24 protein-coding genes and 2 pseudogenes are annotated in these 21,219 nt (G+C 70.8%); 11 read left to right on the forward strand and 15 right to left on the reverse strand.

Going from position 1 to position 21,219, the window contains the following annotated elements:
- Positions 1–32: 32 nt before the first annotated feature.
- The 4 genes from ACZ43N_RS37440 to ACZ43N_RS37455 form a co-directional block, all read right to left on the reverse strand.
- Positions 33–842: an SAM-dependent methyltransferase gene (locus tag ACZ43N_RS37440; protein ID WP_468103640.1), complete on the reverse strand. Its 810-nt coding sequence runs from the start codon at positions 840–842 to the stop codon at positions 33–35.
- Positions 843–873: 31 nt separating this feature from the next.
- Positions 874–1,419: a hypothetical protein gene (locus ACZ43N_RS37445; RefSeq protein ID WP_468103642.1), complete on the reverse strand. Its 546-nt coding sequence runs from the start codon at positions 1,417–1,419 to the stop codon at positions 874–876.
- A 333-nt stretch (positions 1,420–1,752) separates the two neighbouring features.
- Positions 1,753–2,004: a DUF397 domain-containing protein gene (locus ACZ43N_RS37450; protein WP_468103644.1), complete on the reverse strand. Its 252-nt coding sequence runs from the start codon at positions 2,002–2,004 to the stop codon at positions 1,753–1,755.
- A 3-nt stretch (positions 2,005–2,007) separates the two neighbouring features.
- Complete coding sequence (locus tag ACZ43N_RS37455) at positions 2,008–2,829, reverse strand: helix-turn-helix domain-containing protein (protein WP_468103646.1); 822 nt, start codon at positions 2,827–2,829, stop codon at positions 2,008–2,010.
- A gap of 307 nt (positions 2,830–3,136) precedes the next feature.
- Between ACZ43N_RS37455 and ACZ43N_RS37460 the strand changes: the two genes are divergently transcribed.
- A complete protein-coding gene (locus ACZ43N_RS37460) occupies positions 3,137–4,549 on the forward strand; it encodes a hypothetical protein (protein ID WP_468103648.1) in 1,413 nt (470 codons plus the stop codon).
- A 147-nt stretch (positions 4,550–4,696) separates the two neighbouring features.
- Here ACZ43N_RS37460 and ACZ43N_RS37465 read toward each other — a convergent pair whose 3' ends face one another.
- The gene (locus ACZ43N_RS37465) at positions 4,697–5,239 is read right to left on the reverse strand and encodes a hypothetical protein (protein ID WP_468103650.1); all 543 of its coding nucleotides are present in this window, start codon (positions 5,237–5,239) and stop codon (positions 4,697–4,699) included.
- A gap of 1 nt (position 5,240) precedes the next feature.
- Entirely contained in the window at positions 5,241–5,699 is a 459-nt protein-coding gene (locus tag ACZ43N_RS37470) for a hypothetical protein (protein WP_468103652.1), read from the reverse strand.
- Between the two features lie 681 nt (positions 5,700–6,380).
- Here ACZ43N_RS37470 and ACZ43N_RS37475 point away from each other — a divergent pair.
- Both ACZ43N_RS37475 and ACZ43N_RS37480 read left to right on the forward strand, forming a co-directional pair.
- On the forward strand, positions 6,381–6,800 hold the full coding sequence (locus ACZ43N_RS37475; RefSeq protein ID WP_468103654.1) for an ATP-binding protein: 420 nt from the start codon (positions 6,381–6,383) through the stop codon (positions 6,798–6,800).
- The gene (locus ACZ43N_RS37480; RefSeq protein ID WP_468103656.1) at positions 6,797–7,348 is read left to right on the forward strand and encodes a DUF6624 domain-containing protein; all 552 of its coding nucleotides are present in this window, start codon (positions 6,797–6,799) and stop codon (positions 7,346–7,348) included. The genes ACZ43N_RS37475 and ACZ43N_RS37480 overlap by 4 nt, the downstream gene beginning before the upstream one ends.
- Positions 7,349–7,434: 86 nt before the next feature.
- Here the strand turns inward: ACZ43N_RS37480 and ACZ43N_RS37485 are convergent.
- Positions 7,435–7,600: pseudogene (locus ACZ43N_RS37485) on the reverse strand (FAD-dependent oxidoreductase); the annotation flags it as partial.
- A 45-nt stretch (positions 7,601–7,645) separates the two neighbouring features.
- A complete protein-coding gene (locus tag ACZ43N_RS37490) occupies positions 7,646–7,867 on the reverse strand; it encodes a hypothetical protein (protein ID WP_468103657.1) in 222 nt (73 codons plus the stop codon).
- A gap of 253 nt (positions 7,868–8,120) precedes the next feature.
- On the opposite strand from ACZ43N_RS37490, the gene ACZ43N_RS37495 reads away from it, so the two are divergent.
- Together ACZ43N_RS37495 and ACZ43N_RS37500 are read left to right on the forward strand one after the other, a co-directional pair.
- Positions 8,121–8,555, forward strand: a complete 435-nt coding sequence (locus tag ACZ43N_RS37495) for a VOC family protein (protein WP_468103659.1) — start codon at positions 8,121–8,123, stop codon at positions 8,553–8,555.
- A 52-nt stretch (positions 8,556–8,607) separates the two neighbouring features.
- A pseudogene (locus tag ACZ43N_RS37500) lies at positions 8,608–9,176 on the forward strand (GNAT family N-acetyltransferase).
- 43 nt (positions 9,177–9,219) lie between these two features.
- Here ACZ43N_RS37500 and mraY read toward each other — a convergent pair.
- Positions 9,220–10,287, reverse strand: coding sequence for a phospho-N-acetylmuramoyl-pentapeptide-transferase (gene mraY, locus ACZ43N_RS37505; RefSeq protein WP_468103661.1), 1,068 nt, complete (start codon positions 10,285–10,287; stop codon positions 9,220–9,222).
- Positions 10,288–10,546: 259 nt separating this feature from the next.
- On the opposite strand from mraY, the gene ACZ43N_RS37510 reads away from it, so the two are divergent.
- Positions 10,547–11,047 (forward strand): hypothetical protein, encoded by a 501-nt coding sequence (locus ACZ43N_RS37510; protein ID WP_468103663.1) that lies wholly within the window; start codon positions 10,547–10,549, stop codon positions 11,045–11,047.
- Between the two features lie 79 nt (positions 11,048–11,126).
- Here the strand turns inward: ACZ43N_RS37510 and ACZ43N_RS37515 are convergent, their stop codons facing one another.
- The 3 genes from ACZ43N_RS37515 to ACZ43N_RS37525 form a co-directional block, all read right to left on the reverse strand.
- Positions 11,127–12,095, reverse strand: coding sequence for an aldo/keto reductase (locus ACZ43N_RS37515; RefSeq protein WP_468103665.1), 969 nt, complete (start codon positions 12,093–12,095; stop codon positions 11,127–11,129).
- A gap of 70 nt (positions 12,096–12,165) precedes the next feature.
- Complete coding sequence (locus ACZ43N_RS37520) at positions 12,166–13,464, reverse strand: MFS transporter (RefSeq protein ID WP_468103666.1); 1,299 nt, start codon at positions 13,462–13,464, stop codon at positions 12,166–12,168.
- 220 nt (positions 13,465–13,684) lie between these two features.
- Positions 13,685–14,290: a LysE/ArgO family amino acid transporter gene (locus ACZ43N_RS37525; protein ID WP_468103704.1), complete on the reverse strand. Its 606-nt coding sequence runs from the start codon at positions 14,288–14,290 to the stop codon at positions 13,685–13,687.
- Positions 14,291–14,368: 78 nt separating this feature from the next.
- Between ACZ43N_RS37525 and ACZ43N_RS37530 the strand changes: the two genes are divergently transcribed.
- Complete coding sequence (locus tag ACZ43N_RS37530) at positions 14,369–15,280, forward strand: LysR family transcriptional regulator ArgP (RefSeq protein ID WP_468103668.1); 912 nt, start codon at positions 14,369–14,371, stop codon at positions 15,278–15,280.
- Between the two features lie 21 nt (positions 15,281–15,301).
- Here ACZ43N_RS37530 and ACZ43N_RS37535 read toward each other — a convergent pair whose 3' ends face one another.
- Positions 15,302–15,973 carry an NUDIX domain-containing protein gene (locus ACZ43N_RS37535; RefSeq protein WP_468103670.1) on the reverse strand — a complete coding sequence of 224 codons (672 nt, stop codon included), beginning with the start codon at positions 15,971–15,973 and terminating at the stop codon, positions 15,302–15,304.
- 101 nt (positions 15,974–16,074) lie between these two features.
- Between ACZ43N_RS37535 and ACZ43N_RS37540 the strand changes: the two genes are divergently transcribed.
- Positions 16,075–16,749, forward strand: a complete 675-nt coding sequence (locus tag ACZ43N_RS37540; RefSeq protein ID WP_468103671.1) for an AIM24 family protein — start codon at positions 16,075–16,077, stop codon at positions 16,747–16,749.
- Between the two features lie 88 nt (positions 16,750–16,837).
- Positions 16,838–17,464, forward strand: a complete 627-nt coding sequence (locus ACZ43N_RS37545) for an alpha-ketoglutarate-dependent dioxygenase AlkB (RefSeq protein ID WP_468103672.1) — start codon at positions 16,838–16,840, stop codon at positions 17,462–17,464.
- Between the two features lie 114 nt (positions 17,465–17,578).
- Here ACZ43N_RS37545 and ACZ43N_RS37550 read toward each other — a convergent pair whose 3' ends face one another.
- Entirely contained in the window at positions 17,579–18,802 is a 1,224-nt protein-coding gene (locus ACZ43N_RS37550; RefSeq protein ID WP_468103674.1) for an FAD-dependent monooxygenase, read from the reverse strand.
- A gap of 338 nt (positions 18,803–19,140) precedes the next feature.
- Here ACZ43N_RS37550 and melC1 point away from each other — a divergent pair, with 338 nt between their 5' ends.
- Both melC1 and melC2 read left to right on the forward strand, forming a co-directional pair.
- The gene (melC1, locus tag ACZ43N_RS37555; protein WP_468103676.1) at positions 19,141–19,503 is read left to right on the forward strand and encodes an apotyrosinase chaperone MelC1; all 363 of its coding nucleotides are present in this window, start codon (positions 19,141–19,143) and stop codon (positions 19,501–19,503) included.
- Between the two features lie 52 nt (positions 19,504–19,555).
- Positions 19,556–20,383 (forward strand): tyrosinase MelC2, encoded by an 828-nt coding sequence (gene melC2 / locus ACZ43N_RS37560; RefSeq protein ID WP_468103677.1) that lies wholly within the window; start codon positions 19,556–19,558, stop codon positions 20,381–20,383.
- Here melC2 and ACZ43N_RS37565 read toward each other — a convergent pair.
- On the reverse strand, positions 20,380–21,096 hold the full coding sequence (locus tag ACZ43N_RS37565; protein ID WP_468103678.1) for a ribonuclease H family protein: 717 nt from the start codon (positions 21,094–21,096) through the stop codon (positions 20,380–20,382). The genes melC2 and ACZ43N_RS37565 overlap by 4 nt on opposite strands.
- Positions 21,097–21,219 lie beyond the last annotated feature (123 nt).

The following is a 21,219-nucleotide window of genomic DNA, read 5'->3' on the forward strand; positions in this document are numbered from 1 at the left end:
CGGGGCAGGACGGCACGCCCCGGGCGGAGGCGTCACGGCTTGTACGCCACTCCCCCGTAGACGTCCGTCGGCTCGGGATTCGTGCCCGGCTCGGGGCGCCACAGCGGGCAGGAGACGATGCCGGGTTCCAGCAGTTCCAGGCCCTCGTAGTACGCGCTCAGCTGGCGGGGGCTGCGCAGGACGTACGGGACGGCGCCGGTGTCGTCGTAGCCCTCCTGGGCGCGCTTGAGTTCGGCGTCGGTGTCCGTGCTGTCGTAGTGGACGAAGTAGCTGCCCGAGGGGAGCGCCGCCTGCAGCCGGCGGACGATGTCCTTGGCCTCCTCGTAGTCCTGGACGTGGCCGAGGATGCCCATGAGCATGAGGGCGACGGGCTTGCCGAAGTCCAGGATCTTCCCGGCGTGTTCGAGGATCGCGTCGGGGTCGTGCAGGTCGGCGTCGACGTAGTCGGTGACGCCTTCGGGGGTGCTGGTGAGCAGGGCCTGGGCGTGACGCAGGACCAGGGGGTCGTTGTCGACGTAGACGATGCGGGACTCGGGGGCGACCTTCTGGGCGACCTGGTGGGTGTTGTCGTAGGTCGGCAGGCCGGTGCCGATGTCCAGGAACTGGCGGATGCCACGCTCGCGGGCCACGAAGGTGACCGTACGGATCAGGTAGACACGGGAGGCGCGTGCCATCGTCTCGATGTTGGGGGCGATCTCCCGGTAGGCGTCACCGGCGATCCGGTCGACCTCGTAGTTGTCCTTGCCGCCCATCCAGTAGTTCCAGATACGGGCCGAGTGCGGCACCGTGGTGTCGATCTTCGACAGGGCTTCCTGGTCGGGAGTGGGGTGGCCGTCTGGCATGGGACTCTCCTGCCTCATCGCATGGTCGTCGCTAACTTATCGTCAACTGCTCTGACTCGCCCCAGAGTTGAGGCTGAGGGGAATCAGGTGCCCGGATGGGACAGCCCGTCTCGCCGACCCGGACGGTCACGACCGTGACATGCTGGGCGAGGGTGTCGAACGCGCGGGCGTAGGCGGTGGCGGCATCCGCCGCCTCGGTGTCCTGATCGTCGCCGGGCCCGTGGCCCCGCTCGCATCCGGTGTGGTCCGTCGTGGTCAGGTGGAGCATGGCGCCGTCGCGTTCGGCCACCGCCTCGGCGAAGTCGAGGGCCTGGATCCAGGTGACCCGGGACCGGCCGCGACGCAGCGGTCCGTGGATCAGCTCGGCGATCAGGCCGCTGTCGACGGCCAGCCGGCCGGGACCGGCGAGGAGTTCGCGGTAGGGCAGTGCGGGGTCGAGATGGTGCAGGCCGGACGGCATGTGCAGGACCTGGAAGCCCAGCCTGGCGAGCCCGGCGATCAGCCGGGCCCGGCCCGGTCCTTGGTGCCCCTCGACGATCAGGGTGCGGTAGCGGGTGAACGCGGACGCTGTGATCATCCCCGCCTCTCGGGAGCGGCCCGGCCCGGGCGGCCGGCGTGTCGGCCGGCCGGCCTGGGCCGACCGGGGACACGTGGCGGCGTGCGCATGCCGCTCCCTTCGGGTGGTGCGCCTGCGGGTGAGTACTCGCCCCGTGCGGACAGGGGCTCCCCAGTGTGCGCGGAGGCGGGGGATGCGGGGAGTCCGTGCGGGCGTTGTCCGGTTGTGCGGGCGTAGTGGTGCGGGGGCGCACTGAGGGCTCTTCTGATGGATCTCCGTGGGAGAGGAAGGGGCGTGCCGGACGACGACACGCGACGGAGATCCATCAGAAGGGCCCTGGCCCCCCTCACCCGTTCAGGCGATGAGGAAGTCGGCCTGTCCGGCCTTGGCGCCCTCCAGGAACGCCACCATCTCCTCGCGGGAGTAGACGAGGGCGGGACCGTCCGGGTCCTTGGACTGACGGAAGGCCACACTGCCGTCGGGCAGGCGCTTGGCCTCGACGCAGGAACCGCCGTTGGTGCCGCTCCAGGGCTTGCGCCAGCCCTCGGCGCCCAGTGCGGACGCGGGCATGCCGCTGTGGGCGGGGCCGTCGGGTGTCCTTGCCATGTGTCACAACTCCTTGCGTAGTGCCGCCAGGATGTCCCGGGTCCGAGCCACCGGTTCCGCCTGCACGGACATCCGGTCAAGGACCTCCAGGTAGGTCACGACGTCCGAGGGCTGGTCGACGTACTGGGCGCCTGCGAGGCCCTCGGTGTAGACGATGTCGGGGAGTTCGGAGAAGCCGAAACGGAAGTAGTGGAAGGGGCCGTACGCGCCGGGGTGCGGTCCGGCGGCGAAGCGCATGACCTGGATTCTGATCTTGGGTCGCTCCGTGGCCTCGACGAGCCGGTCGATCTGGGCCCGCATCACCTCGGGGCCGCCGACCGGCCGGCGCAGCACGGTCTCGTCGAGGATCGCCCAGATGGCGGGCGCCTCGGGTTTGACCAGCAGGTCCTGGCGTCTGAGGCGTAACGCGACCCGGCGGTCGACGTCCTCGGGGCTCGCGTTGGGGAAGCCGACGCGCAGGAGCGCGGCGGCGTAGTCGTGGGTCTGCAGCAGGCCGGGGACGTACTGGGGTTCGTAGAGGCGGATGACCTGGGCCTCGCTCTCCAGGCTCACGTACGCGCTGAACCAGTCGGGCAGCACGTCGCGGAACTTGTGCCACCAGCCGGGTTGGTTGGCCTCCCGGGCGAGGGAGAGGAAGTCCTCGATCTCGGCGCCGGAGACTCCGTAGGTACGCAGCAACTCCTTCACGTAGGGGATGCGGAGGCCGACTTCGGCCTTCTCCATGCGGCGGACCGTCAGCGCGGTGACCTCGATGGCGCGGGCGGCCTCGTCGAAGGAGACTCCGGCCTGCTCCCGTAACTGACGGAGCCGCTTTCCGAGAACCATGCGCAGGACTGTGGGCGCCGCCGGGGCGCTCCCTCCGACGCGGGTCTCACTCACGTGCAACCTCCCGGGCGGGATTCACAGCGTGCAGTGTGCCACGCGATCCGTTGACAAGGACAGGTCCTCGGAGTTCATTCTGAAATTATCAGAACGCCGGTTGCGGGCTGAGTTGTTCGGCCACCATAGTGATCGAGTGACCTGCCGCACACAGTTGGCAGAGTCCGTCGAACTCCTCCGGCCCGCCCCGGAGTTGGCGCAAGGGCGGGTACGGGCTTCACACAGCCGCGCGCCGACACGATGCGACACCTGGATGGCCGCCGTGACGAACGGATTAGCAAGGAACCCGGTGAAGACGCCCGGTGGGCCCAACAAACCGCTCGCGGCCGCGCTGAAGGAGGCCGGCTGTTCGTACGCCTCCCTCGCTCTCCGGGTCAATGAGCTGGGCCGCTGCCAGGGTTTGGAGACCAACTACGACAAGGCCTCGGTGACGCGCTGGTTACAGGGCCAGCAACCTCGGGGCAACACACCGGAGTTGATCGCCGCCGTCCTCGGTGAACGACTGGGCCGTGCCCTGACTCCGGCGGATCTCGGCTTTCCGCTCGACCGGGGACGGCCGGTGACGGGGCGGGCGCTGATGTACGGGGAGAACGTGGCGGAGACCCTGCACACCCTGGCCGAGCTGGGCTCGACCGACATCTCGCGGCGGAGCCTGCTGGGTTCGGTGCCGTTCGTTCCGGGCGCGCTGACGAATCCTCAGCGGGCCTGGCTGCTGTGGCTGGTGGAGAGCCGTGACACGCCCCGGCTGGCGTCCGTGTCCGGTGCGGGGCCGGTGGAGCAGGTCCACGCGATGATCCGCATGTTCGACGAGATGGACAACCAGTACGGGGGCGGCGGGGTCCGCACGAGCATCGTGCAGTACCTGACCACCGAGGTCATCCCGATGCTGCAACAGCGCGGGACACCGGCCAACCAGCGGCGCGAGCTGTTCGCCGCGGCGGCGCGACTGGCCGCCATGGCGGGCTGGAGCTCGTACGACGCCGGGGAGTACGGCCTGGCGCAGCGGTACATGACGCAGGGGCTCAGGCTGTGCGCGGAGGGCCGCGACCATGTGCTCGGCGGGCAGATCCTGGCCGGGCTGTCCCATCTGGCGACCAGTCTGGGCCGCCCCGACGAGGGCGTGGCGCTGGCTCGGGCCGGTGTCGCCACGGCGAGGGACGCGGGCAGCCCGCTGGGGCTGATGCGGCTGTACGCCATGTCCGCACGGGGCCACGCGGCCCTGGGGCGGCCCCGGGAGACCGCCGAGGCACTGCGCGCGGCGGAGAAGCAGTTGGACGCGAGCCGGGGTGCCGCCCAGGAATCGCCGTGGGTGCGGTTCCTCGACCACCACTATCTGCAGGCCGAGTCGGCTGTCTGCTTCCGTGATCTGGGCCTGGCCGCGCAGGCCGAGCACACCGCGAGCGAGTCGGTGCGCGCCCATGCCGACCGGCGCCGCCGTCAGGCCATCAGCCGGTCCGTGCTGGCGACGGCCCATCTCCAGCAGAACCGCCTCGACGAAGCCGTCGCCACCGCCACGGACGCGCTGGAGGCGCTCAGCGGTGTGCACAGCGAGCGGTCGATCCAGGCCCTGCGCGACTTCCGGGGGCGGCTCGCGTCCCGTCGGCACGAGCCGGTGGTGCAGGAGTTCGAGCGCCGGTCTCGGGTGGTGCTGGGTGCGGCGGCCTGAGGGGCAGCCGCGGTACGGCTGCCCCTCGTCGGGACATCGAGAGTCCCACGCCGACCGGGCGGGGAGACGCCTGGTCGGCGGATGACGACAACGCGGCAGATGCGCGTGCCACGCCCCGCGGCCCTGGCGTGATCCAGACGACAGGCCCTACTTCGGGGTGAAGGTCACCTGCGTGCGGTAGCCCGGTCCGTGCCCCGGCGGGGATGCCGAGGCCGTGGTCATCTTGTAGTTGAACTTCAGCGTCACCGTCGTCGTCCCCCGGGTGCCGTTGACCGCCGAGGGGAACGTGCACCGGGCGTTGAGGACGTACCAGTAGCTGGTGTTCACCCGGTGCTGCCCGGGCACCGTGGAGTGCCATTTGTAGTCGACGGGGATGCTCGGGTGGTCGTCGTTGTAGTCGGGGAAACTGGGGACCCTGGCCGTGCACCGCATGTTGCCGGTGGCGGTGCGTTCGAGCGCGGGGTTGATGTCGAGCGACCACGCCAGCGGCTTCCTGGTGGTCGGCCATGTCACCTGGGCGTTGAACGTCCCGTTGGCGTCCGACCTGGTGAGGTAGTTCGCGCTGGAGGTGAAGGTCTTGTAGTACTCGCTGGTGCCGGCGGACGCCGTGCCGCCGAACAGCAGCGACATGGCGGCGGTCAGGCTCGCCGTCGTCAGGAGTACGTGGCGTGGTGGGGTCCTGAGCGCCATGTCAGGACCTTCCCATGTTGACCTGGACGCGAGCGGCGCCCGCGGGGGCCGCGCGCGACACCCACTCCCTGGTGGTGCCGTCGCAGGCCGCCGCGGAGCGCTGGCTGCCCAGGGAGCCCCCGCTGGAGTTCCACCACTTCACGACGAGGAACGCACACTGTCCCTCCTTGCCGTGGATGGTGGCCGTGGTCATGCCCGGACGGCATGCCTCGCCGGTCGACCAGCCGTACCGCTGGTCGAAGGACCAGGGGAAGCAGGCCAAAGTGCCCACCTCGCCTTCCGCTACCACGGTCAGCTGCTCGAGCGGTCCCGAGGTGGTGAGCGGCGGCTGGGCCGCGGACCGGGCCGTCCGGGCCTCCGGAGGTGCCCCTGACGCAATGGCCTGAGCCGGTACGGCGGCTGCGCCGAGAGCGAGCGCCGCTCCCAGGGCGCTGCTCACCAGGGCGTGACGGACATGCATGGTCGATCTCCCGTCTCTTCTCGTGGAATGGTCCGGTCGACTCCCGTTGGCGCGGGGCTGAGCCGCCGTGGCGGGACAACCGGTCCGCGGGGTATGTCGGCTGCGCCCGTTCGGTCGGCGGTGCGCAGCGGTGCGGAGTCGGCCGGCTGCCCAAGAGACTGCTGTCATGGACGGGGCGGAACAACGGGCTGAGGCTGTCCCGGACAAGCTGCTTCTGTCCGGGCTGGTCAGGGACTTGTCCGGAGTTCCTGTCCGCCGAGGGGTCGACCGCGAGCGCTCCCTCGCTGCACGCCATCCCCGACGCCGGACCCGGCCCGCACGAGACGGTCGTCGACCAGCGTGCCGTCGCGCGACCGCCTCGCAGCCACTCCCCCGCGCGGCGGTCCCCTGTCGGCGTTCCCCGTGGTGGTGACCACGCGCAGCCCGCGTCACTACCCGCCCGCAACTGCACAACCCCTCCACCACCTGGTGTTTCGTGTGTCCGGTGCTGTTGTCTTCGACAACAGCACCGGCGGTCCGTCAGCGGCCGCCCCGAGCATCGAGGAGGAGCCCGATGACGGCCGTCCGTGTCCGCGCGACCCGCCGACGGATCCCTGCCGCACCGGCACACGAACCCAGCTGGAGCGTCCGTGACGCCCCGTCCGGCGGGGCTGCCTCGGGAGCGGACGCGGCGGTGCTGCCTTGATCTCGCTGCAGAGAACCCGGCTCGTCCGCATGGCGGTGCCCGCGCGTCCGTCGTGCGCCGCCGGGGTGCGGCGTACGGTGGCCGCGCATCTCGCACGCTGGGACCTGTCCACGATCGCCGACGACGCCGTGCTCGCCACGGACGAACTGTTCGCGAACGCGGTCCGGCACGCGAGCGCCGGACCCGCCGACACCATCGCCGTCACCCTCGAATGCTCGGAGCGCGCCCTTCGTGTGACACTCGCCGATTCGTCGCCCGCACTGCCCCGGCCCAGGGTGGTGGACGGCGCCGCCGAATCGGGGCGCGGGCTGGCCATCGTCGCCGCGCTGGCCGACGACTGGGGAACCGATCCGCCGGACACCGGCGACGTGGGCAAGCGCGTGTGGTTCTCACTCGCCCTACGGGAGCCGACGTGAGAGACGCCCCGGCCAGGGAAGGCACCTCCCTCACCGCCGACCCGCCGCGGCGGGTCCTCGCCGCCGAGCTGATCCGCAGGGCGGAGGACGAGCGACGGCTGGCCCACGAGGCGCAGTCCGCCCCGACCGCCCGGGCCCGCGCCCGCATCGCCGAGTGCCGGGCCGGCAACGCGGAGGTCCTGCGCTCGATCGTCGCCCGCCACGGCTGGCCCACGGCCGCTCTCGTCGGCGAGCCGGCCTCGACGGCGGCCCTCATGATCCTGCTGCACTCCCCCGACCTCGGGTTCCAGCTCAGCTGCCGCGATCTGATCGCCGAGGCCGTCGCGGACGGCCGCTGTCCCGCCGTCCACCACGCGTATATCGCCGACCACTGCGCGGTCGAGCTGAGCCAGCCGCAGTTCTACGGCACCCGCATCGATCCCGGCACGCTCTTCCCGTATCCGATCCGCCATCCCCAGACGGTCGACGAACGCCGTCACGACGTGGGGCTCGGTCCCCTGGCGGACCATCTGCGGGCGGTGCGGTTGGGGGTGAGCGGGGCGTTCTGAGCGGTGTTCCGGCGGATCGGCCGGTGTCCGTCCGCTCCGCGCGCCGGGCAGGGAGTTGCGTCATGGGCGTTCACGCGGGCACGGGCTCACGTCACGCTCGTGCTCGCGGGCAGGGTGAGGGCCGAGTGGGCGGGCCGCCCCTCCGGGGAGGGCGCCGCCCCGAGTGCGCGCAGCATGTCGTTTGCGCCGCGCCAGGGCCTCGGCGGTGGTCGGGAAGAGGGTGGCGTCCGCGTCGCCGACCTGGTTCTGGTTCCTCTGGTCAGCTCGTCGATACCGAGAGGAGCCATCTGACGAGCATCAGTTCCAAGGTTCCCGGTAAGGACTTTCCCCCAGCAGCCTCGCTGCGGCCACACAGAGGTCCTCGCCGAAGAGCTGATTGCTGCCCCATTCGGAGCCCCACAGATCGGACGCGGCCTGGGCTACAGCGCGCCAGGAGTAGTCCTCTTCACACCGCCACCTGCGGATCTGAGCAGCCATCTCCGGTGTGATCGTCACCGGGTCACCAGTGTTGTGTGTCATCCCAGCGACCCTAGGGACGTTGCGGAGAAGGTGGCCACCGGATTACACCCTCGCCCGCCCGGCGGACATGCCCAGGACTTCGCCCTCAGAAATCGACAGGCGCACAGCTTCGGGGCGCTCCCAGCCCCAGGAGGTGGGAGCGCCATCCAGTGAGCTCGCCAAGATCCGAAAGAGAGACCCTGGTGGCACCGGCGCGCTCCTCCTCGGTCGAATTCCCTTCGCGCGTCCGCGCGGCAGGCGTTAGGGTGCGCCGATGTCATCGATCAAGAAGGTTCAAGTCACCTTCGACTGCGCGGATCCCGAGCGTCTCGCCCGCTTCTGGTGCGAGGTTTTGGGGTACGTGGTACCGCCGCCGCCCGAGGGATTCGCGACGTGGGACGATTTCGACCGCTCACTGCCGCCCGAGCGGCAGGGTCAGGGGTTCGCATGCAGCGATCCCACGGGCGTGGGTCCGCGCCTCTACTTCCAGCGCGTCCCCGAAGGCAAGGTCGTCAAGAACCGGGTGCATCTCGACGTACGGGTCGGCACCGGGCTCGTGGGGGAAGAGCGCCTGGCCGCCCTCGAGGCCGAGTGCGCACGGCTGGTCGCGCTCGGCGCGGTCCGCGAACGACTGCTACGGGCCGACGGTGTATACGAGTCGTGCATCGTGATGCAGGACATCGAGGGCAACGAGTTCTGCCTCGACTGAGCGTCGGCGGGGTCGCGCGGACCACCGCCGAGTGCCCGGAGCCCCCGCTGGTATTCGCTCGCGGTACGGCCCGAGATCACATCACGTCGGCCCGAGGCCCGAACTGCGGACCGACCGGCTCCCGCTGCGCGCGGGGCGGTGGTCCGACCTCGCCCCCTGGGCGGCCATGAAACCGGACCCCGAGGTGCGCGAGTACTTTCCGGGTCTCCTCACGACCGCGCGGAGCGACGCGTCCGTGGTCCGGTTCAAGGCCGACCTCGACCGTCGGGGCTGGGGATGGTGGGCCGTGGAAGTGCGGGCCACCGGCGAGTTCATCGGCTTCACCGGGCTGGATCCGGTGGAGGGCGGCATGCCGTTCACCGGTGTCGAGGCGGGCTGGCGCGTACGGCGTGGGGGCACGGCTACCCCACGGAGGCGGCGCGTGCCGCCGTGGGCTTCGGGTTCCGGCGTCTCGGCCTGGACGAGGTCCTCGCGGTGACGGTGGCCATCAACCTCCGCTCGCAGGCGGTGATGCGACGCATCGGGATGACGCGCGACCCGGCCGGCGACTGCGACGACCCGAGCGTGCCGGAGGGCCCGCTGCGGCGCAGCGTGGTCCACCGGCTCGGGCGCGTCGCGTGACCGCCGGGCGGCCGGCGGGACTTCGCCCTACGCGCCCGGCGGCTCAGCCCGCGGCCCAGCCCGTGTAGAAGAGGCCGAGGCCGACGATCACGCAGATCCCCTGGATGGTCCAGAAGCGGACGACGACCAGGACCTCGGACCAGCCCTTGAGTTCGAAATGGTGTTGCAGCGGGGCCATCCGGAAGACCCGCCGTCCGGTCAGCTTGAACGAACCGACCTGGATGATCACGGACAGGGTGATCAGGACGAAGAGCCCGCCGAGCACCACGAGCAGCAGTTCCGTGCGGGAGCAGATGGCGAGGCCGGCCAGGGCGCCGCCGAGGGCCAGCGATCCGGTGTCACCCATGAAGATCTTGGCCGGTGAGGTGTTCCACCACAGGAAGCCGAAGCAGGCGCCCATCAGCGCGGCGGCGACGACGGCGAGGTCGAGTGGATCGCGCACCTCGATGCAGGAGGCGGGGTCGGTGAGTTCCAAGGCGTTGGCGCACGAGTTCTGGAACTGCCACAGACCGATGAAGGTGTAGCCGCCGAAGACCATGACGGACGCGCCGGTCGCCAGTCCGTCCAGACCGTCGGTGAGGTTCACGCCGTTCGACATGGCGAGGATCATGAACAGTGCCCAGACGACGAACAGCACGGGCCCGATGGTCCAGCCGAAGTCCGTGACGAAGGACAGCTTGAGCGAGGCGGGCGTCTGGCCCCGCTCGTCCGCGAACCGGATGGCCAGCACGGCGAAGACGATGCCGACGATCAGCTGTCCGGCCATCTTCGCACCGGCCCGCAGACCGAGCGAACGCCGCTTGACGATCTTGATGTAGTCGTCGAGGAAGCCGACGACGCCCATGCCCGCCATCAGGAACAGCACCAGGACACCGGGGTAGGTGGGGCTCTCACCGGTGAGGATCTTCGTCAGGGCGTAGGCGACGAGGGTGGCCAGGATGAAGGCGATGCCGCCCATGGTCGGAGTGCCGCGCTTGCTTGCGTGCTCGCGGGGGCCGTCGTCGCGGATGTACTGGCCGTATCCCTTGCGGGCCAGCAGCTTGATCAGCAGCGGGGTACCGATGAGCGTCAGGAACAGGCCTATGGCCCCGGCGTACAGGATCTGGTTCATGGGTCGGCGGTCTCCCCCTCGGCCTCACTCTGGTCGGCGACCGCCTCGTGGGATTCGCGGGCCGTCGCGGACGACACCCTATGCCGACGCTCGATCTTCGTCGGACGGTGGGTAGTTGGCCATACGGCCGGGCTGCCCGAAGGCGGGCGGCAGAGGCGATCCCCGGGGGCCGACGCCCGCGGGGGCCGATGTGACCCGCCGTCAGTGCGCGGCGGATTCGGCTTGGGCCGTCGGTCGTTGAGCTGCGACACTGCACGTCATGGCCTCGCTCACTCCCGCACGCGCCCTGCTGATGCTCACCACCGGGCTGACCTGCCTGCTCATGGCGGGCGGCGCCCTCATCGGCGCGTTGCTCGGCGGCGGCCTCGTCGCGCTCGGCGCGGCCGTCTGCGCGGGTCTGGTGGGCATGGTGGGGTCGCTCATCGTGCGGCGGCGGGCGATGGCGCACTTCGCCGTGGCACAGCGGCAGGCGGGCCAGCGCGGGTACGCCGAGGGGATCGCGCACGGGGTGCTCATCCATGTGACGGCGTACGAGGCCGCTGTCTTCCCCCGCACCGGGCCGTCCGGGGTCACAGCCGAGGAGCGTGAGGCCCGGCGCACGATCGCCTATCGGATGGCCGCCCTGGACGAGGTTCCGCAGCGGGTGCGCCTGGCCGCGGCGGACGCGCTCGCCCTGCTGGACCGGACCGATCGCGAGGGCGCCGAGGAAGCACTGACCCGGCTCGCCACGACCGTGCGCCAGGAGTACACCCGGCCCTGAGGCGCCGGTCGGGCGGGCGGCCGCGCGCCGGTCCCGCGACCGGTGCCACGTGGCCGCCCGCCGTTCGTGCGGGTGCCGCTCAGTGGCCGCTGATCGCACGGGGCGTGTAGGGCCTCTCCAGCTCCTCGATCTCCTTCTCCGTGAGGGTGATGTCGAGGGCGGCCACGGCGTCGTCGAGGTGGTGGGGCTTGGTGGCGCCGACGATGGGAGCGGCCACGGTGGGCCGGCTGAGCAACCAGGCGAGGGCGATCCGGGCGCGGGGGACGCCGCGCCGGCCGGCGATGCGGGTGACCGCGTCGACGATCTCACGGTCGCCCTCCTGGTAGAGGGTCCTACCGAAGTTGTCGTTCTCGGTGCGTTCGGTGACGGTGCCCCAGTCACGGGTGAGACGACCGCGGGCGAGCGGGCTCCAGGGCAGCGTGGCCACGCTCTGGTCCTCGCACAGCGGCAGCATCTCCCGCTCCTCCTCGCGGTAGAGGAGGTTGTAGTGGTTCTGCATGGACACGAACCGCGTCCAGCCGTTCATCCGGGCCGTGTACTGCATCTTGGCGAACTGCCAGGCGTACATCGAACTCGCCCCGATGTAGCGGGCCTTGCCCGCCTTCACCACGTCGTGCAGGGCCTCCATCGTCTCCTCGACCGGGGTGTGGGGGTCGAAGCGGTGGATCTGGTAGAGGTCCACGTAGTCGGTGCCGAGACGGCGCAGGCTGTTGTCGATCTCCGTCATGATCGCCTTGCGTGACAGGCCCCGGGCGTTGGGCCCCTGGTGCATGGCGCCGTTGACCTTGGTGGCGATCACGACCTCGTCGCGCCGCGCGAACTCCGCGAGGGCGCTGCCGACGATCTCCTCGCTGGTGCCGTCGGAGTAGACGTTCGCCGTGTCGAAGAAGTTGAGTCCGGCGTCCAGCGCCTGACGGATCAGCGGGCGGGACGCCTCCTCGTCCAGGGTCCACTCGTGCGTGCCCCGGTCGGGGAGCCCGAAACTCATGCAGCCCACACAGATCCGGGACACGTCCAGACCCGTCGAACCGAGCTTCACGTACTCCATCGTCAGTACTCCTGCCTGTGGGGTGTGCGCCTGGTGGGCAGCGTACGCAGGATCAAGGGTGCCCCTCCTCCTATATCCGGTAGCGCCGCAGGGCCGGTGTCACCGTCGCGAGGAGCAGAACGGCGGCCATGACCAGGAGGCCGCCGCCCACCACGGCCGTACGGGCGCCGAACGCCGAACCGGCGGTGCCGTGCAGGACGTCGGCGAGGCGGGGGCCGCCGGCCACGACCACGGTGAACACGCCCTGCATACGGCCGCGCATGTCGTCGGTGGCGGCGGACAGCAGGATGGCGCCGCGGAACACCATGGAGACCATGTCCGCGGCACCGGCGGCGGCGAGGAACGCCACGGCGACCCACAGGCTGGTGCTGAGCCCGAAGCCGACGATGGCCGCGCCCCAGGCCAGGACGGCGAGGATGACCATCAGACCGTGCCGGGACGAGCGGGAGAAGGTGCCGGACATCAGCCCGCCGAGGACGGCCCCGATCGGGATGGCGGCGAACAGCAGGCCGAGGGCCAGACCTTCGCCGTAGGAGGCGTAGGTGGTGTCGGCGAGCTGCGGGAACAGGGCGCGGGGCATGCCGAGGACCATCGCGATGATGTCGGCGAGGAAGGACAGCAGGAGCACCTTGTGCAGGGAGATGTAGCGGAAACCGGCGGCGACCTCCCGCCAGCCGGCGCGGCGGGTCGTGGAGGAGTCCAGGGGCGGCAGGGCGGGCAGTTTGAACACCGCCCACAGCGTGACGCACAGGGCGAGGGCGTCGATCAGGTACAGCTCGGCGAGGCCGATCACCGGGATGAGGGCGCCGGCGAGCAACGGCCCCGCCACCAGGCCGAGTTGCATGACGGTGGAGCCGAGGGCGGCAGCGGCGGCCAGTTCACCGGCGGGCACGAGACGGGCGATGGAGGCGTTGCGGGCCGGTGAGTTGAGACCGAAGAACGCCTGCTGGACGGCGAGCAGCACCATCAGCACCCACACCGATGCGAGGCCGGTGACCGCCTGGACCCAGAACAGCACCGACGTGACGGCGATCCCGGTGTTGGTGACCAGCAGCAGGGTGCGGCGGTCCACGCTGTCGGCGACGGCGCCTCCCCAGAGCGCGAAGAGCACCAGGGGGAGCAGTCCGGCGAGGCTCGCATAGCCGACCCAGGCCGAGGAGCCGGTGATGTCGTAGATCTGCTTGGGCACGGCGACGGCGGTCAGCTGGCTGCCGATCGCCGTGACGACGGTGGAGGACCACAGGCGTCGGTATGCGGGGCGGCGCAGCGGTCGGGTGTCCATCGCGAAGCGGCGCCAGCCGCCGCGGGGCGGGTCCCCCGAGTCCCCCTCCGGGGCGGTGTTGTCGCCGGTGCTCTTGGTGGTGTCCACGCGCATCCTGGTGCTCGATACATCTTTCGATACGGGCACCACTATCGCGGAGATCACCACCGCCGGGACAGCGGGTTTCGCCGCCGTCTCACATGCTGTCGCCGCCGCTTCGGCCGCCGTCTCCCGTGCTGTCGCCGCCGCTTCGGCCGCCGTCTCCCGTGCTGTCGCCGCCGGTTCGGCCGCCGGTTCCGCTGCCGTCGTGGGGGCACCGCTCCCCCGCTCACGCCCCGACGATCAGCATGCCGCCGAGCACGAGCATGGTGACCGCGACCAGACCGTCCAGGGCACGCCATGCCTCGGGGCGGGACAGGAAGCGGCTGAGCAGCCGGGCACCGAACCCGAGGGCGGCGAACCAGCACAGGCTCGCCAGGGCCGCACCGATACCGAAGGTCCAGCGCAGGGGGCCGCGGTCGGCGGCGATGGAGCCGACCAGGAACACGGTGTCGAGGTAGACGTGGGGGTTCAGCCAGGTCAGTGCCAGACAGGTGAGGACGGCACGGCGCACCGAGCCCGCCGTTTCGCTGCCGGCCCGCAGCGCGTCACCGGCGGGCTTGAGCGCGCGCCGTGCGGCGAGGGCGCCGTAGACGATGAGGAAGCCGCCGCCGACGAGGGCGACCGCGGTGAGGGCGGCCGGCCAGGCCACGACCACGGCCCCGACCCCGGCGACACCGAGCGCGATCAGCGCCGCGTCGGACAGGGCGCAGATCGCCACGACCGGGAGCACCGCGTCCCGGTGCAGTCCCTGGCGCAGGACGAAGGCGTTCTGGGCGCCGATGGCGACGATGAGGGAGAGGCCGGTGCCGAATCCGGCGCTGAGGGCGGTCATTTCGCTGATCACAGGGTCGACGCTACGAAACACGGAGCCGTTCGTACAGCTAAGGATTCTTACGTATCATTAGCACTCGTGATGTCTCAGCTTCCGCTCGATCTCGTCCGGACCCTGTTGGCCGTGGTGGACGAGGGCACGTTCGACGCCGCGGCCGGCGCGCTGCACGTGACGCCGTCGGCGGTCAGTCAGCGGGTCAAGGCGCTGGAGCAGCGTGTGGGCCGGGTCCTGCTGATCCGGGAGAAGCCGGTGCGGCCCACCGAGTCCGGCGAGGTGATCGTCCAGTTCGCACGCCAGCTGTCCCGTCTGGAGCACGACGTGCACGCCGCGCTCGGCATGACGGGCTCCGGAGAGGCGACACGGGTGTCGATCGCGGTGAACGCCGACTCGCTGGCCACCTGGTTCCTGCCCGCCCTGACCCGGGTGCCGGAGGAGCTGCGGCCCTGTTACGAGCTGCTCCGCGAGGACGAGCAGCACACGGCCCGGCTGCTGCGTGAAGGGCTGGTGATGGCCGCGGTCACCTCGGCGCCGGACGCCGTGGCCGGCTGCTCGGTCCGGACCCTCGGGCGGATGCGGTATCTGCCCGTCGCAGCTCCGGCCTTCGCCCGGAGGTGGCTCGGCACCGGATCGGACGTGCCGCTGGAGGAGGTGATCGTCGACGCGCCGGTGGTGTTCTTCGACCGGCGGGACGAGTTCCAGGACGCCTTCGTACGGAGGCTGACCGGGGGCCGCCCGGCCTCGGCTCGACGGCATTACGTCCCGACGTCGGAGGGCTTCATCGACGCGGTGGCCGACGGGATGGGCTGGGGCATGGTGCCGGCCACCCAGGCGGAGCCGCTGCTCCACGTGGGGCGGCTGGTCGACCTGGCGCCGGATCGGGCCATGGCCGCCCCGCTGTTCTGGCAGCAGTGGAAGCTGGACTCCCCCGGGCTGACGGCCGTCGCGGAGGCTGTCGCCGCCGAGGCCGCCGAAGCACTGGAAAGTGCCTGACGGCCGCGGCGTCGACGGGGTTCATGCCTTGAAGGGACCCTCCAGAGCCGCCCACTGCAGCAGCATGATGGTCTTGGCGTCGGCGATCTCCCCGCTGCGGATCATCTCCAGGGCGCGCCGGAAGGGCAGTTCGACGAGTTCGATGTCCTCACCCTCCTCGTCCAGACCGCCGCCCTCATGGGTGCGGGTCGAGGGGCCGTACGGAGCGGCGAAGAAGCTGACCCGCTCGGTGACGGAGCCGGGGCTCATGTAGACGTCGAAGACGTGCTGGATCTCGCCGATGGTGTGGCCCGTCTCCTCGACGGCCTCGCGGCGCACGGCGACCTCGGGGTGCTCGTCGTCCTCGTCGAGCAGACCGCCGGGCGTCTCGACGAGCATGCCGTCGCGGTGGCCGTTGACATACACGGGATAGCGGAACTGCCTGGTCAGGAGGACGGTTTCGCGTTCGGTGTCGTAGAGCAGGACGGTGGCGCCGTTGCCCCGGTCGTGCGTCTCGCGCTCCTGGGTGCTCCAGGTGCCGTCGGCGTGCTGGAAGTCGAAGGTGGTGGTGCGCTCCACGTACCAGTGACAGGAGAGCAGTCTCACGTCGCGCACCCTGACCCGTGGGTTGCCGGTGAGGCCGAGGCCCGTCCGGTCGAGTCCGGTGCGGCCCCGGCGGTCGGGGATGTCGACGCCGACGTTCTTGTTGGTCATGCCCGCTTTTACCACTCCGGTCAGGACGGTGCCAGGCGCCGCAATGTCCCTGCGCCGCGCGTCGCTTGGCGGAATCGGATGCTCCGGGCCAGCATGCCCGTATGAAGAGCGATCTTTTTTCGAACGAGCACATGGTCCAGCCGGCGTACGCGCCGGGAATGACTGTGCAGAACGCCAAGTCCATCAAGTACGCCGTCAACGGCGAGATGCTCGCGCGGCAGGGCGCGATGATCGCCTTCCGGGGGAACCTCCAGTTCGAACGCAAGGGCCAGGGCGTGGGCGGCATGCTCAAGCGCGCGGTCACCGGGGAGGGTCTGCCGCTGATGACGGTGCGGGGTCAGGGGGAGGCCTGGTTCGCGCACGAGGCGCAGAACTGCTTCATCGTCGACATCGAGCCCGGTGATGTGTTCACCGTCAACGGGCGCAACGTGCTGTGTTTCGACTCCACGCTGGCGTATGAGATCAAGACCGTGAAGGGCGCCGGAATGACTGGTGGCGGGCTGTTCAACAGCGTGTTCACCGGCCAGGGCAAGCTCGGGCTCGTCTGCGACGGCAACCCGCTCGTCATCCCGGTCTCGCCGCAGCTCCCGGTGTTCGTCGACACGGACGCGGTGGTGGGCTGGACGGCCAGTCTGCACACGTCGCTGCACCGGTCGCAGTCGTTCGGCTCGATGATCCGCGGCGGCTCCGGTGAGGCCGTGCAGCTGAAGCTGGAGGGCGAGGGGTTCGTGGTCGTCCGGCCGAGCGAGGTGACGCCTCACGCCCAGCAGCACTGACGAGGGGCGACGAGGGAGCCGCACCGTGCCCGATGCACCACAAGCACATGATCGAACATGTTTTCTAATATGCGGGTAGGCTGCTGGTATGGCCACGCACCTCCAGGGCTCCCTCTTCGACCAGTCCGACGACCTGCGCCTCGGCCCCCTCGACGGGCTGCGCCGACGCGAGCTGGGCTCGGGGGCCTGGATCGATCTCCTGCCCGGATGGCTCACCGGCGCCGACGCGCTGTTCACCCGGCTCGCCGAGGAGGTGCCCTGGCGGGCGGAGCGGCGCCAGATGTACGAGCAGGTGGTCGACGTCCCCCGGCTCCTCGCCTTCTACGGCGCCGGCGACCCGCTGCCGCACCCCGTTCTGGAGGAGGCCCGGGAGGCGCTCTGCGCACACTACGGCGAGGAGCTCGGTGAACCGTTCGCCACGGCGGGGCTGTGCTACTACCGGGACGGCCGGGACAGCGTGGCCTGGCACGGTGACCGGATCGGTCGGGGCGCCCGGGAGGACACCATGGTGGCCATCCTGTCCGTGGGAGACCCACGCGATCTGACCCTGCGGCCGCACGGCGGCGGCCGGACACTGCGGTTCCCGCTGGGGCACGGCGACCTGATCGTGATGGGCGGCTCCTGCCAGCGCACCTGGGACCACGCGATACCCAAGTCGACCCGAGCGGTGGGTCCGCGCATCAGCGTCCAGTTCCGGCCGCAGGGCGTCCACTGAAGGGTGTTGCAGAAGGTCGTGATCTTGCAGGTCCGGGCCTGACGACGGCTGTTCTGGCCACACGGCCAGGGCGAGGTTGCGCATGCGGGCGCCCGGCACGCCCCGTCGAGCGGTCTACTCGCGGGTCGTGAGCGCGCGGGACTGGGAGGTCCGCGCCAGCTTCGGGCCCAGCCGGCGCTTGAGACGGCGCAGCGCCTCCAGCCGGCCGGCGGCGCGGTCGAGACGGTAGTAGAGCCGCGGCGGCACGTACGGCAGCAGCGGGGAGTGCCTTTGGCCGAGCAGCGCGAACATCCGGTCCGGGGGGAGGTGGATGTAGCGCTGGAGGTTCTCGTACCACTGGGCGCTGTAGCGGGCCGCGCTCTGGAGCCGGAGGAGGTCGGCCTTGCGCCGGCGCTCGTACACGGCGAGCGCCGTCTCCCGGTCGGGGTGCGCGCCGAGCGCTGCGGCCAGGCAGATGGCGTCCTCCAGGGCGAGTGTGGTGCCGGCGCCGATGGAGTAATGGGTGGTGTGGGCGGCGTCGCCGAGCAGGACGACGTTGCCGTGGCGCCAGGTGCGGTTGGTCAGGGTGCGGAAGTGCAGCCACTGGGGGGTGCCGTCGCCGTGCTCCCGGCCGATCAGGGGGTGCCCGTCGAGAATGCCGGCGAAGACCTTCTCCAGCCGGGCCAGTCCGTCCGCCCGGCCCAGCCCGTCCGCCTCACCGTCCAGGCCGAGGCCGGTGAGGGTGTGAGGGGAGCACTCGATGACACAGGTGCTCCGCTCGCCGCTGAACGGGTAGCCGTAGGCCCAGATCCAGCCGTGGTCGGTCTCCTGGAAGGAGAAGGTGAAGGAGTCGAAGACCTTGGTGGTGCCGAGCCAGGTGTAGGGGTTGCGGCCGAGTGCGATGGCGCTGCCGAACCGATCGGCATACCGCTCGCGTACGGCGCTGTTGACGCCGTCGGCCACCACCACGAGGTCGGCGTCCGGCAGGTCGTCGGCGGTGACCTCGCGCTCGTACTCCACTCCGACCCCGAGGAACTGGGCGCGGTCGGCGAGCAGTTGGAGCAGTCGGTGCCGGCCGATGCCGAAGCCCTGGTCACCGGGCTGGACCGTCCTGCGGTCGCGGACGTGAGCCACCCCTCTGGTCCAGCTGACGGAGTTCTCGCCGATGGCGAGGGCCGTCTCGGGGTCTTGTCCGCGGAGCTCGTCCAGCAGCTCGGACCAGTACGTCACGCCCCAGCCGTACGTCGACCCGGCGGGGTTGCGCTCGTGGACGGTGATGTCGTGGGACGGGTCGTGCCGCTTCATCAGGATCGAGAAGTACAGGCCCGCGGGTCCGCCGCCGACGCACGCGATCTTCACGCACCCTCCCGCTTTGCCACGTCAAGCGATCAATTGACCACGAAGAGTAGCAGCGCGGGGAGAGTCCTGGTTCGCGTCACTTTGAGCGGGTGACTCCGACCACTGGAATCACCCCGACGCCGCAAGATCATCGGCGGATGCCGCTCCACGGGGCGGAATATCTTCCTCCGCGTCCACTCGCGGGTTCACCACAGCAAGATCATTTTCGTTCAAGCTTGTACGACATTTACTTAATTGTCCGGTTCGGAGCCAACCGACTTCCTGCGATTTCTTTGATGATCCACTCGATCGATAGGCATGACGGGTCACGAAATCCCCTCTTCCCAGGAGGTCTTCGCATGTCCGACATCACCCGTCGCCATGTCCTCGGAGCCGGAGCGGCCGTCGCGGCGGCCATGACGGCCGGCGCCGCCGCCCCGGCCGCGGTCGCCGACGACCACGACCACCACGGCGGGCCCGAGGCGTTCGACGAGGTCTACCGCGGCCGCCGGATACAGGGCCGGGCGACCACGGGCGGCGGTCACCATCACGACGGCGGTTACGCCGTGTTCGTCGACGGGGTCGAGCTTCACCTGATGCGGAACGCCGACGGCAGCTGGATCAGCGTCGTCAGCCACTACTCACCCGTGCCGACCCCGCGCGCCGCCGCGCGCGCCGCGGTCGACGAACTCCAGGGCGCCCGTCTCGTGCCCTTCAACTGACCACACCCGCAACACCACGAGCACGACCAGCACCACGAGGAGCCGCGCACCCATGACCATACGCAAGAACCAGTCCGCCCTGACCGCCGACGAGAAGCGGCGCTTCGTCGCCGCGCTGATCGAGCTGAAGCGCTCCGGCCGCTACGACGCCTTCGTCACGACGCACAACGCGTTCATCCTCGGCGACACCGACAACGGCGAACGGACCGGACACCGTTCGCCGTCCTTCCTGCCCTGGCACCGCAGATTCCTGCTGGAGTTCGAACGGGCCCTGCAGTCCGTGGACCCCACCGTCGCCCTGCCCTACTGGGACTGGACGACCGATCGGACACCCCGCTCCTCGCTCTGGGCACCGGACTTCCTCGGCGGCACCGGCCGCGCCCGCGACGGCCAGGTGATGGACGGGCCGTTCGCCGCGTCCACCGGGAACTGGCCGATCAACGTGCGCATCGACGGACGCACCTACCTGCGCCGCTCCCTCGGGACCGGGGTACGGCAGCTGCCGACGCGGGCCGAGGTGGAATCCGTCCTCGCCATGCCGACGTACGACATGGCGCCCTGGAACAGCGCCTCGGACGGGTTCCGCAACCATCTGGAGGGCTGGCGGGGCGTCAACCTCCACAACCGCGTGCACGTCTGGGTGGGCGGCCAGATGGGCACCGGGGTCTCCCCCAACGACCCGGTCTTCTGGCTGCACCACGCCTACATCGACAAGCTGTGGGCCGAGTGGCAGCGCCGCCACCCCGGCTCGACGTACCTGCCGAAGGCCGGCACCCCGAACGTGGTGGATCTCGACGAGACCATGGAGCCGTGGAACGACACGACCCCGGCCGCGCTCCTCGACCACACCGCGCACTACACCTTCGACGCGGTCGGCTAACCGGCTTCGGACCGCTCCGTCGTGCGGCACTCCGGGTGGCCCCAGCCCTGGTCGTTCTTGGCGATGGGCTCGCCCGCCGCGTACGAGCGGCCGCACACGCAGCGGCCGGGGAACTTCGCCTTGATCGTGCGGGACGAGGACGACCCCGCCCGGCCGCCGGCCTTGCCGGGCCTCTTCTTCGCCGGTGCCCGGCGGGCCGGGGCCGTGTCGGGGGCGGCCGGGGGCTCCGGGGAGCCCAGCTCGCTGCCGGCGGCCTCCTGGACGGTGGCCGCCTGGCTCGCGGCGCGGTCGGCGAAGTCGTTGAGGCGGTCGCCGTCGACCTGGTGGGCGGGGACGTAACGGAACTCGACCGTGCGGCCGGCGAGCAACTCGTCGATACGTACGACCAGTTCCTGGTTGGCCACCGGCTTACCGGCGGACGTCCGCCAGCCGTTGCGCTTCCAGCCGGGCAGCCAGGTGGTGACCGCCTTCACCGCGTACTGCGAGTCCATCCGGATCTCGATCGGCACGTCCGGGTCGGTGGCGGCCAACAGCCGCTCCAGGGCCGTCAGTTCGGCGATGTTGTTGGTGGCCCTGCCCAGCGGGCCGGCCTCCCAGCGGGAAGGGATCTCGTCGTCCTCGGCCACCACCCAGGCCCAGCCCGCTGGTCCCGGGTTTCCCTTGGACGCTCCGTCACAGGCGGCCACAACACGTTCCGGCATGGCGTCGATCATGCCATGAGCGGGGGTGGGGGGGGGGGGGGGGGGGGAAAAACCCCCCCCCCCCCCCCCCCCCCCCCCCCCCCCCCCCCCCCTCCCCCCCCCCACCCCCCCCCCCTCCCCCCCCCCCCCCCCCCC

It is taken from the genome of Streptomyces sp. NPDC030814 (assembly GCF_055572155.1).

What these genes read in the sequence shown, in the direction of transcription:
- ACZ43N_RS37440 (WP_468103640.1), bottom strand. Translation starts at nt 842, where the DNA reads ATGCCAGACGGCCACCCCACTCCCGACCAGGAAGCCCTGTCGAAGATC.
- ACZ43N_RS37445 (WP_468103642.1), bottom strand. Translation starts at nt 1,419, where the DNA reads ATGATCACAGCGTCCGCGTTCACCCGCTACCGCACCCTGATCGTCGAG.
- ACZ43N_RS37450 (WP_468103644.1), bottom strand. Translation starts at nt 2,004, where the DNA reads ATGGCAAGGACACCCGACGGCCCCGCCCACAGCGGCATGCCCGCGTCC.
- ACZ43N_RS37455 (WP_468103646.1), bottom strand. Translation starts at nt 2,829, where the DNA reads ATGGTTCTCGGAAAGCGGCTCCGTCAGTTACGGGAGCAGGCCGGAGTC.
- ACZ43N_RS37460 (WP_468103648.1), top strand. Translation starts at nt 3,137, where the DNA reads ATGGCCGCCGTGACGAACGGATTAGCAAGGAACCCGGTGAAGACGCCC.
- ACZ43N_RS37465 (WP_468103650.1), bottom strand. Translation starts at nt 5,239, where the DNA reads ATGGCGCTCAGGACCCCACCACGCCACGTACTCCTGACGACGGCGAGC.
- ACZ43N_RS37470 (WP_468103652.1), bottom strand. Translation starts at nt 5,699, where the DNA reads ATGCATGTCCGTCACGCCCTGGTGAGCAGCGCCCTGGGAGCGGCGCTC.
- ACZ43N_RS37490 (WP_468103657.1), bottom strand. Translation starts at nt 7,867, where the DNA reads ATGACACACAACACTGGTGACCCGGTGACGATCACACCGGAGATGGCT.
- ACZ43N_RS37495 (WP_468103659.1), top strand. Translation starts at nt 8,121, where the DNA reads ATGTCATCGATCAAGAAGGTTCAAGTCACCTTCGACTGCGCGGATCCC.
- mraY (WP_468103661.1), bottom strand. Translation starts at nt 10,287, where the DNA reads ATGAACCAGATCCTGTACGCCGGGGCCATAGGCCTGTTCCTGACGCTC.
- ACZ43N_RS37510 (WP_468103663.1), top strand. Translation starts at nt 10,547, where the DNA reads ATGGCCTCGCTCACTCCCGCACGCGCCCTGCTGATGCTCACCACCGGG.
- ACZ43N_RS37515 (WP_468103665.1), bottom strand. Translation starts at nt 12,095, where the DNA reads ATGGAGTACGTGAAGCTCGGTTCGACGGGTCTGGACGTGTCCCGGATC.
- ACZ43N_RS37525 (WP_468103704.1), bottom strand. Translation starts at nt 14,290, where the DNA reads ATGACCGCCCTCAGCGCCGGATTCGGCACCGGCCTCTCCCTCATCGTC.
- ACZ43N_RS37535 (WP_468103670.1), bottom strand. Translation starts at nt 15,973, where the DNA reads ATGACCAACAAGAACGTCGGCGTCGACATCCCCGACCGCCGGGGCCGC.
- ACZ43N_RS37540 (WP_468103671.1), top strand. Translation starts at nt 16,075, where the DNA reads ATGAAGAGCGATCTTTTTTCGAACGAGCACATGGTCCAGCCGGCGTAC.
- ACZ43N_RS37545 (WP_468103672.1), top strand. Translation starts at nt 16,838, where the DNA reads ATGGCCACGCACCTCCAGGGCTCCCTCTTCGACCAGTCCGACGACCTG.
- melC1 (WP_468103676.1), top strand. Translation starts at nt 19,141, where the DNA reads ATGTCCGACATCACCCGTCGCCATGTCCTCGGAGCCGGAGCGGCCGTC.
- melC2 (WP_468103677.1), top strand. Translation starts at nt 19,556, where the DNA reads ATGACCATACGCAAGAACCAGTCCGCCCTGACCGCCGACGAGAAGCGG.
- ACZ43N_RS37565 (WP_468103678.1), bottom strand. Translation starts at nt 21,096, where the DNA reads ATGATCGACGCCATGCCGGAACGTGTTGTGGCCGCCTGTGACGGAGCG.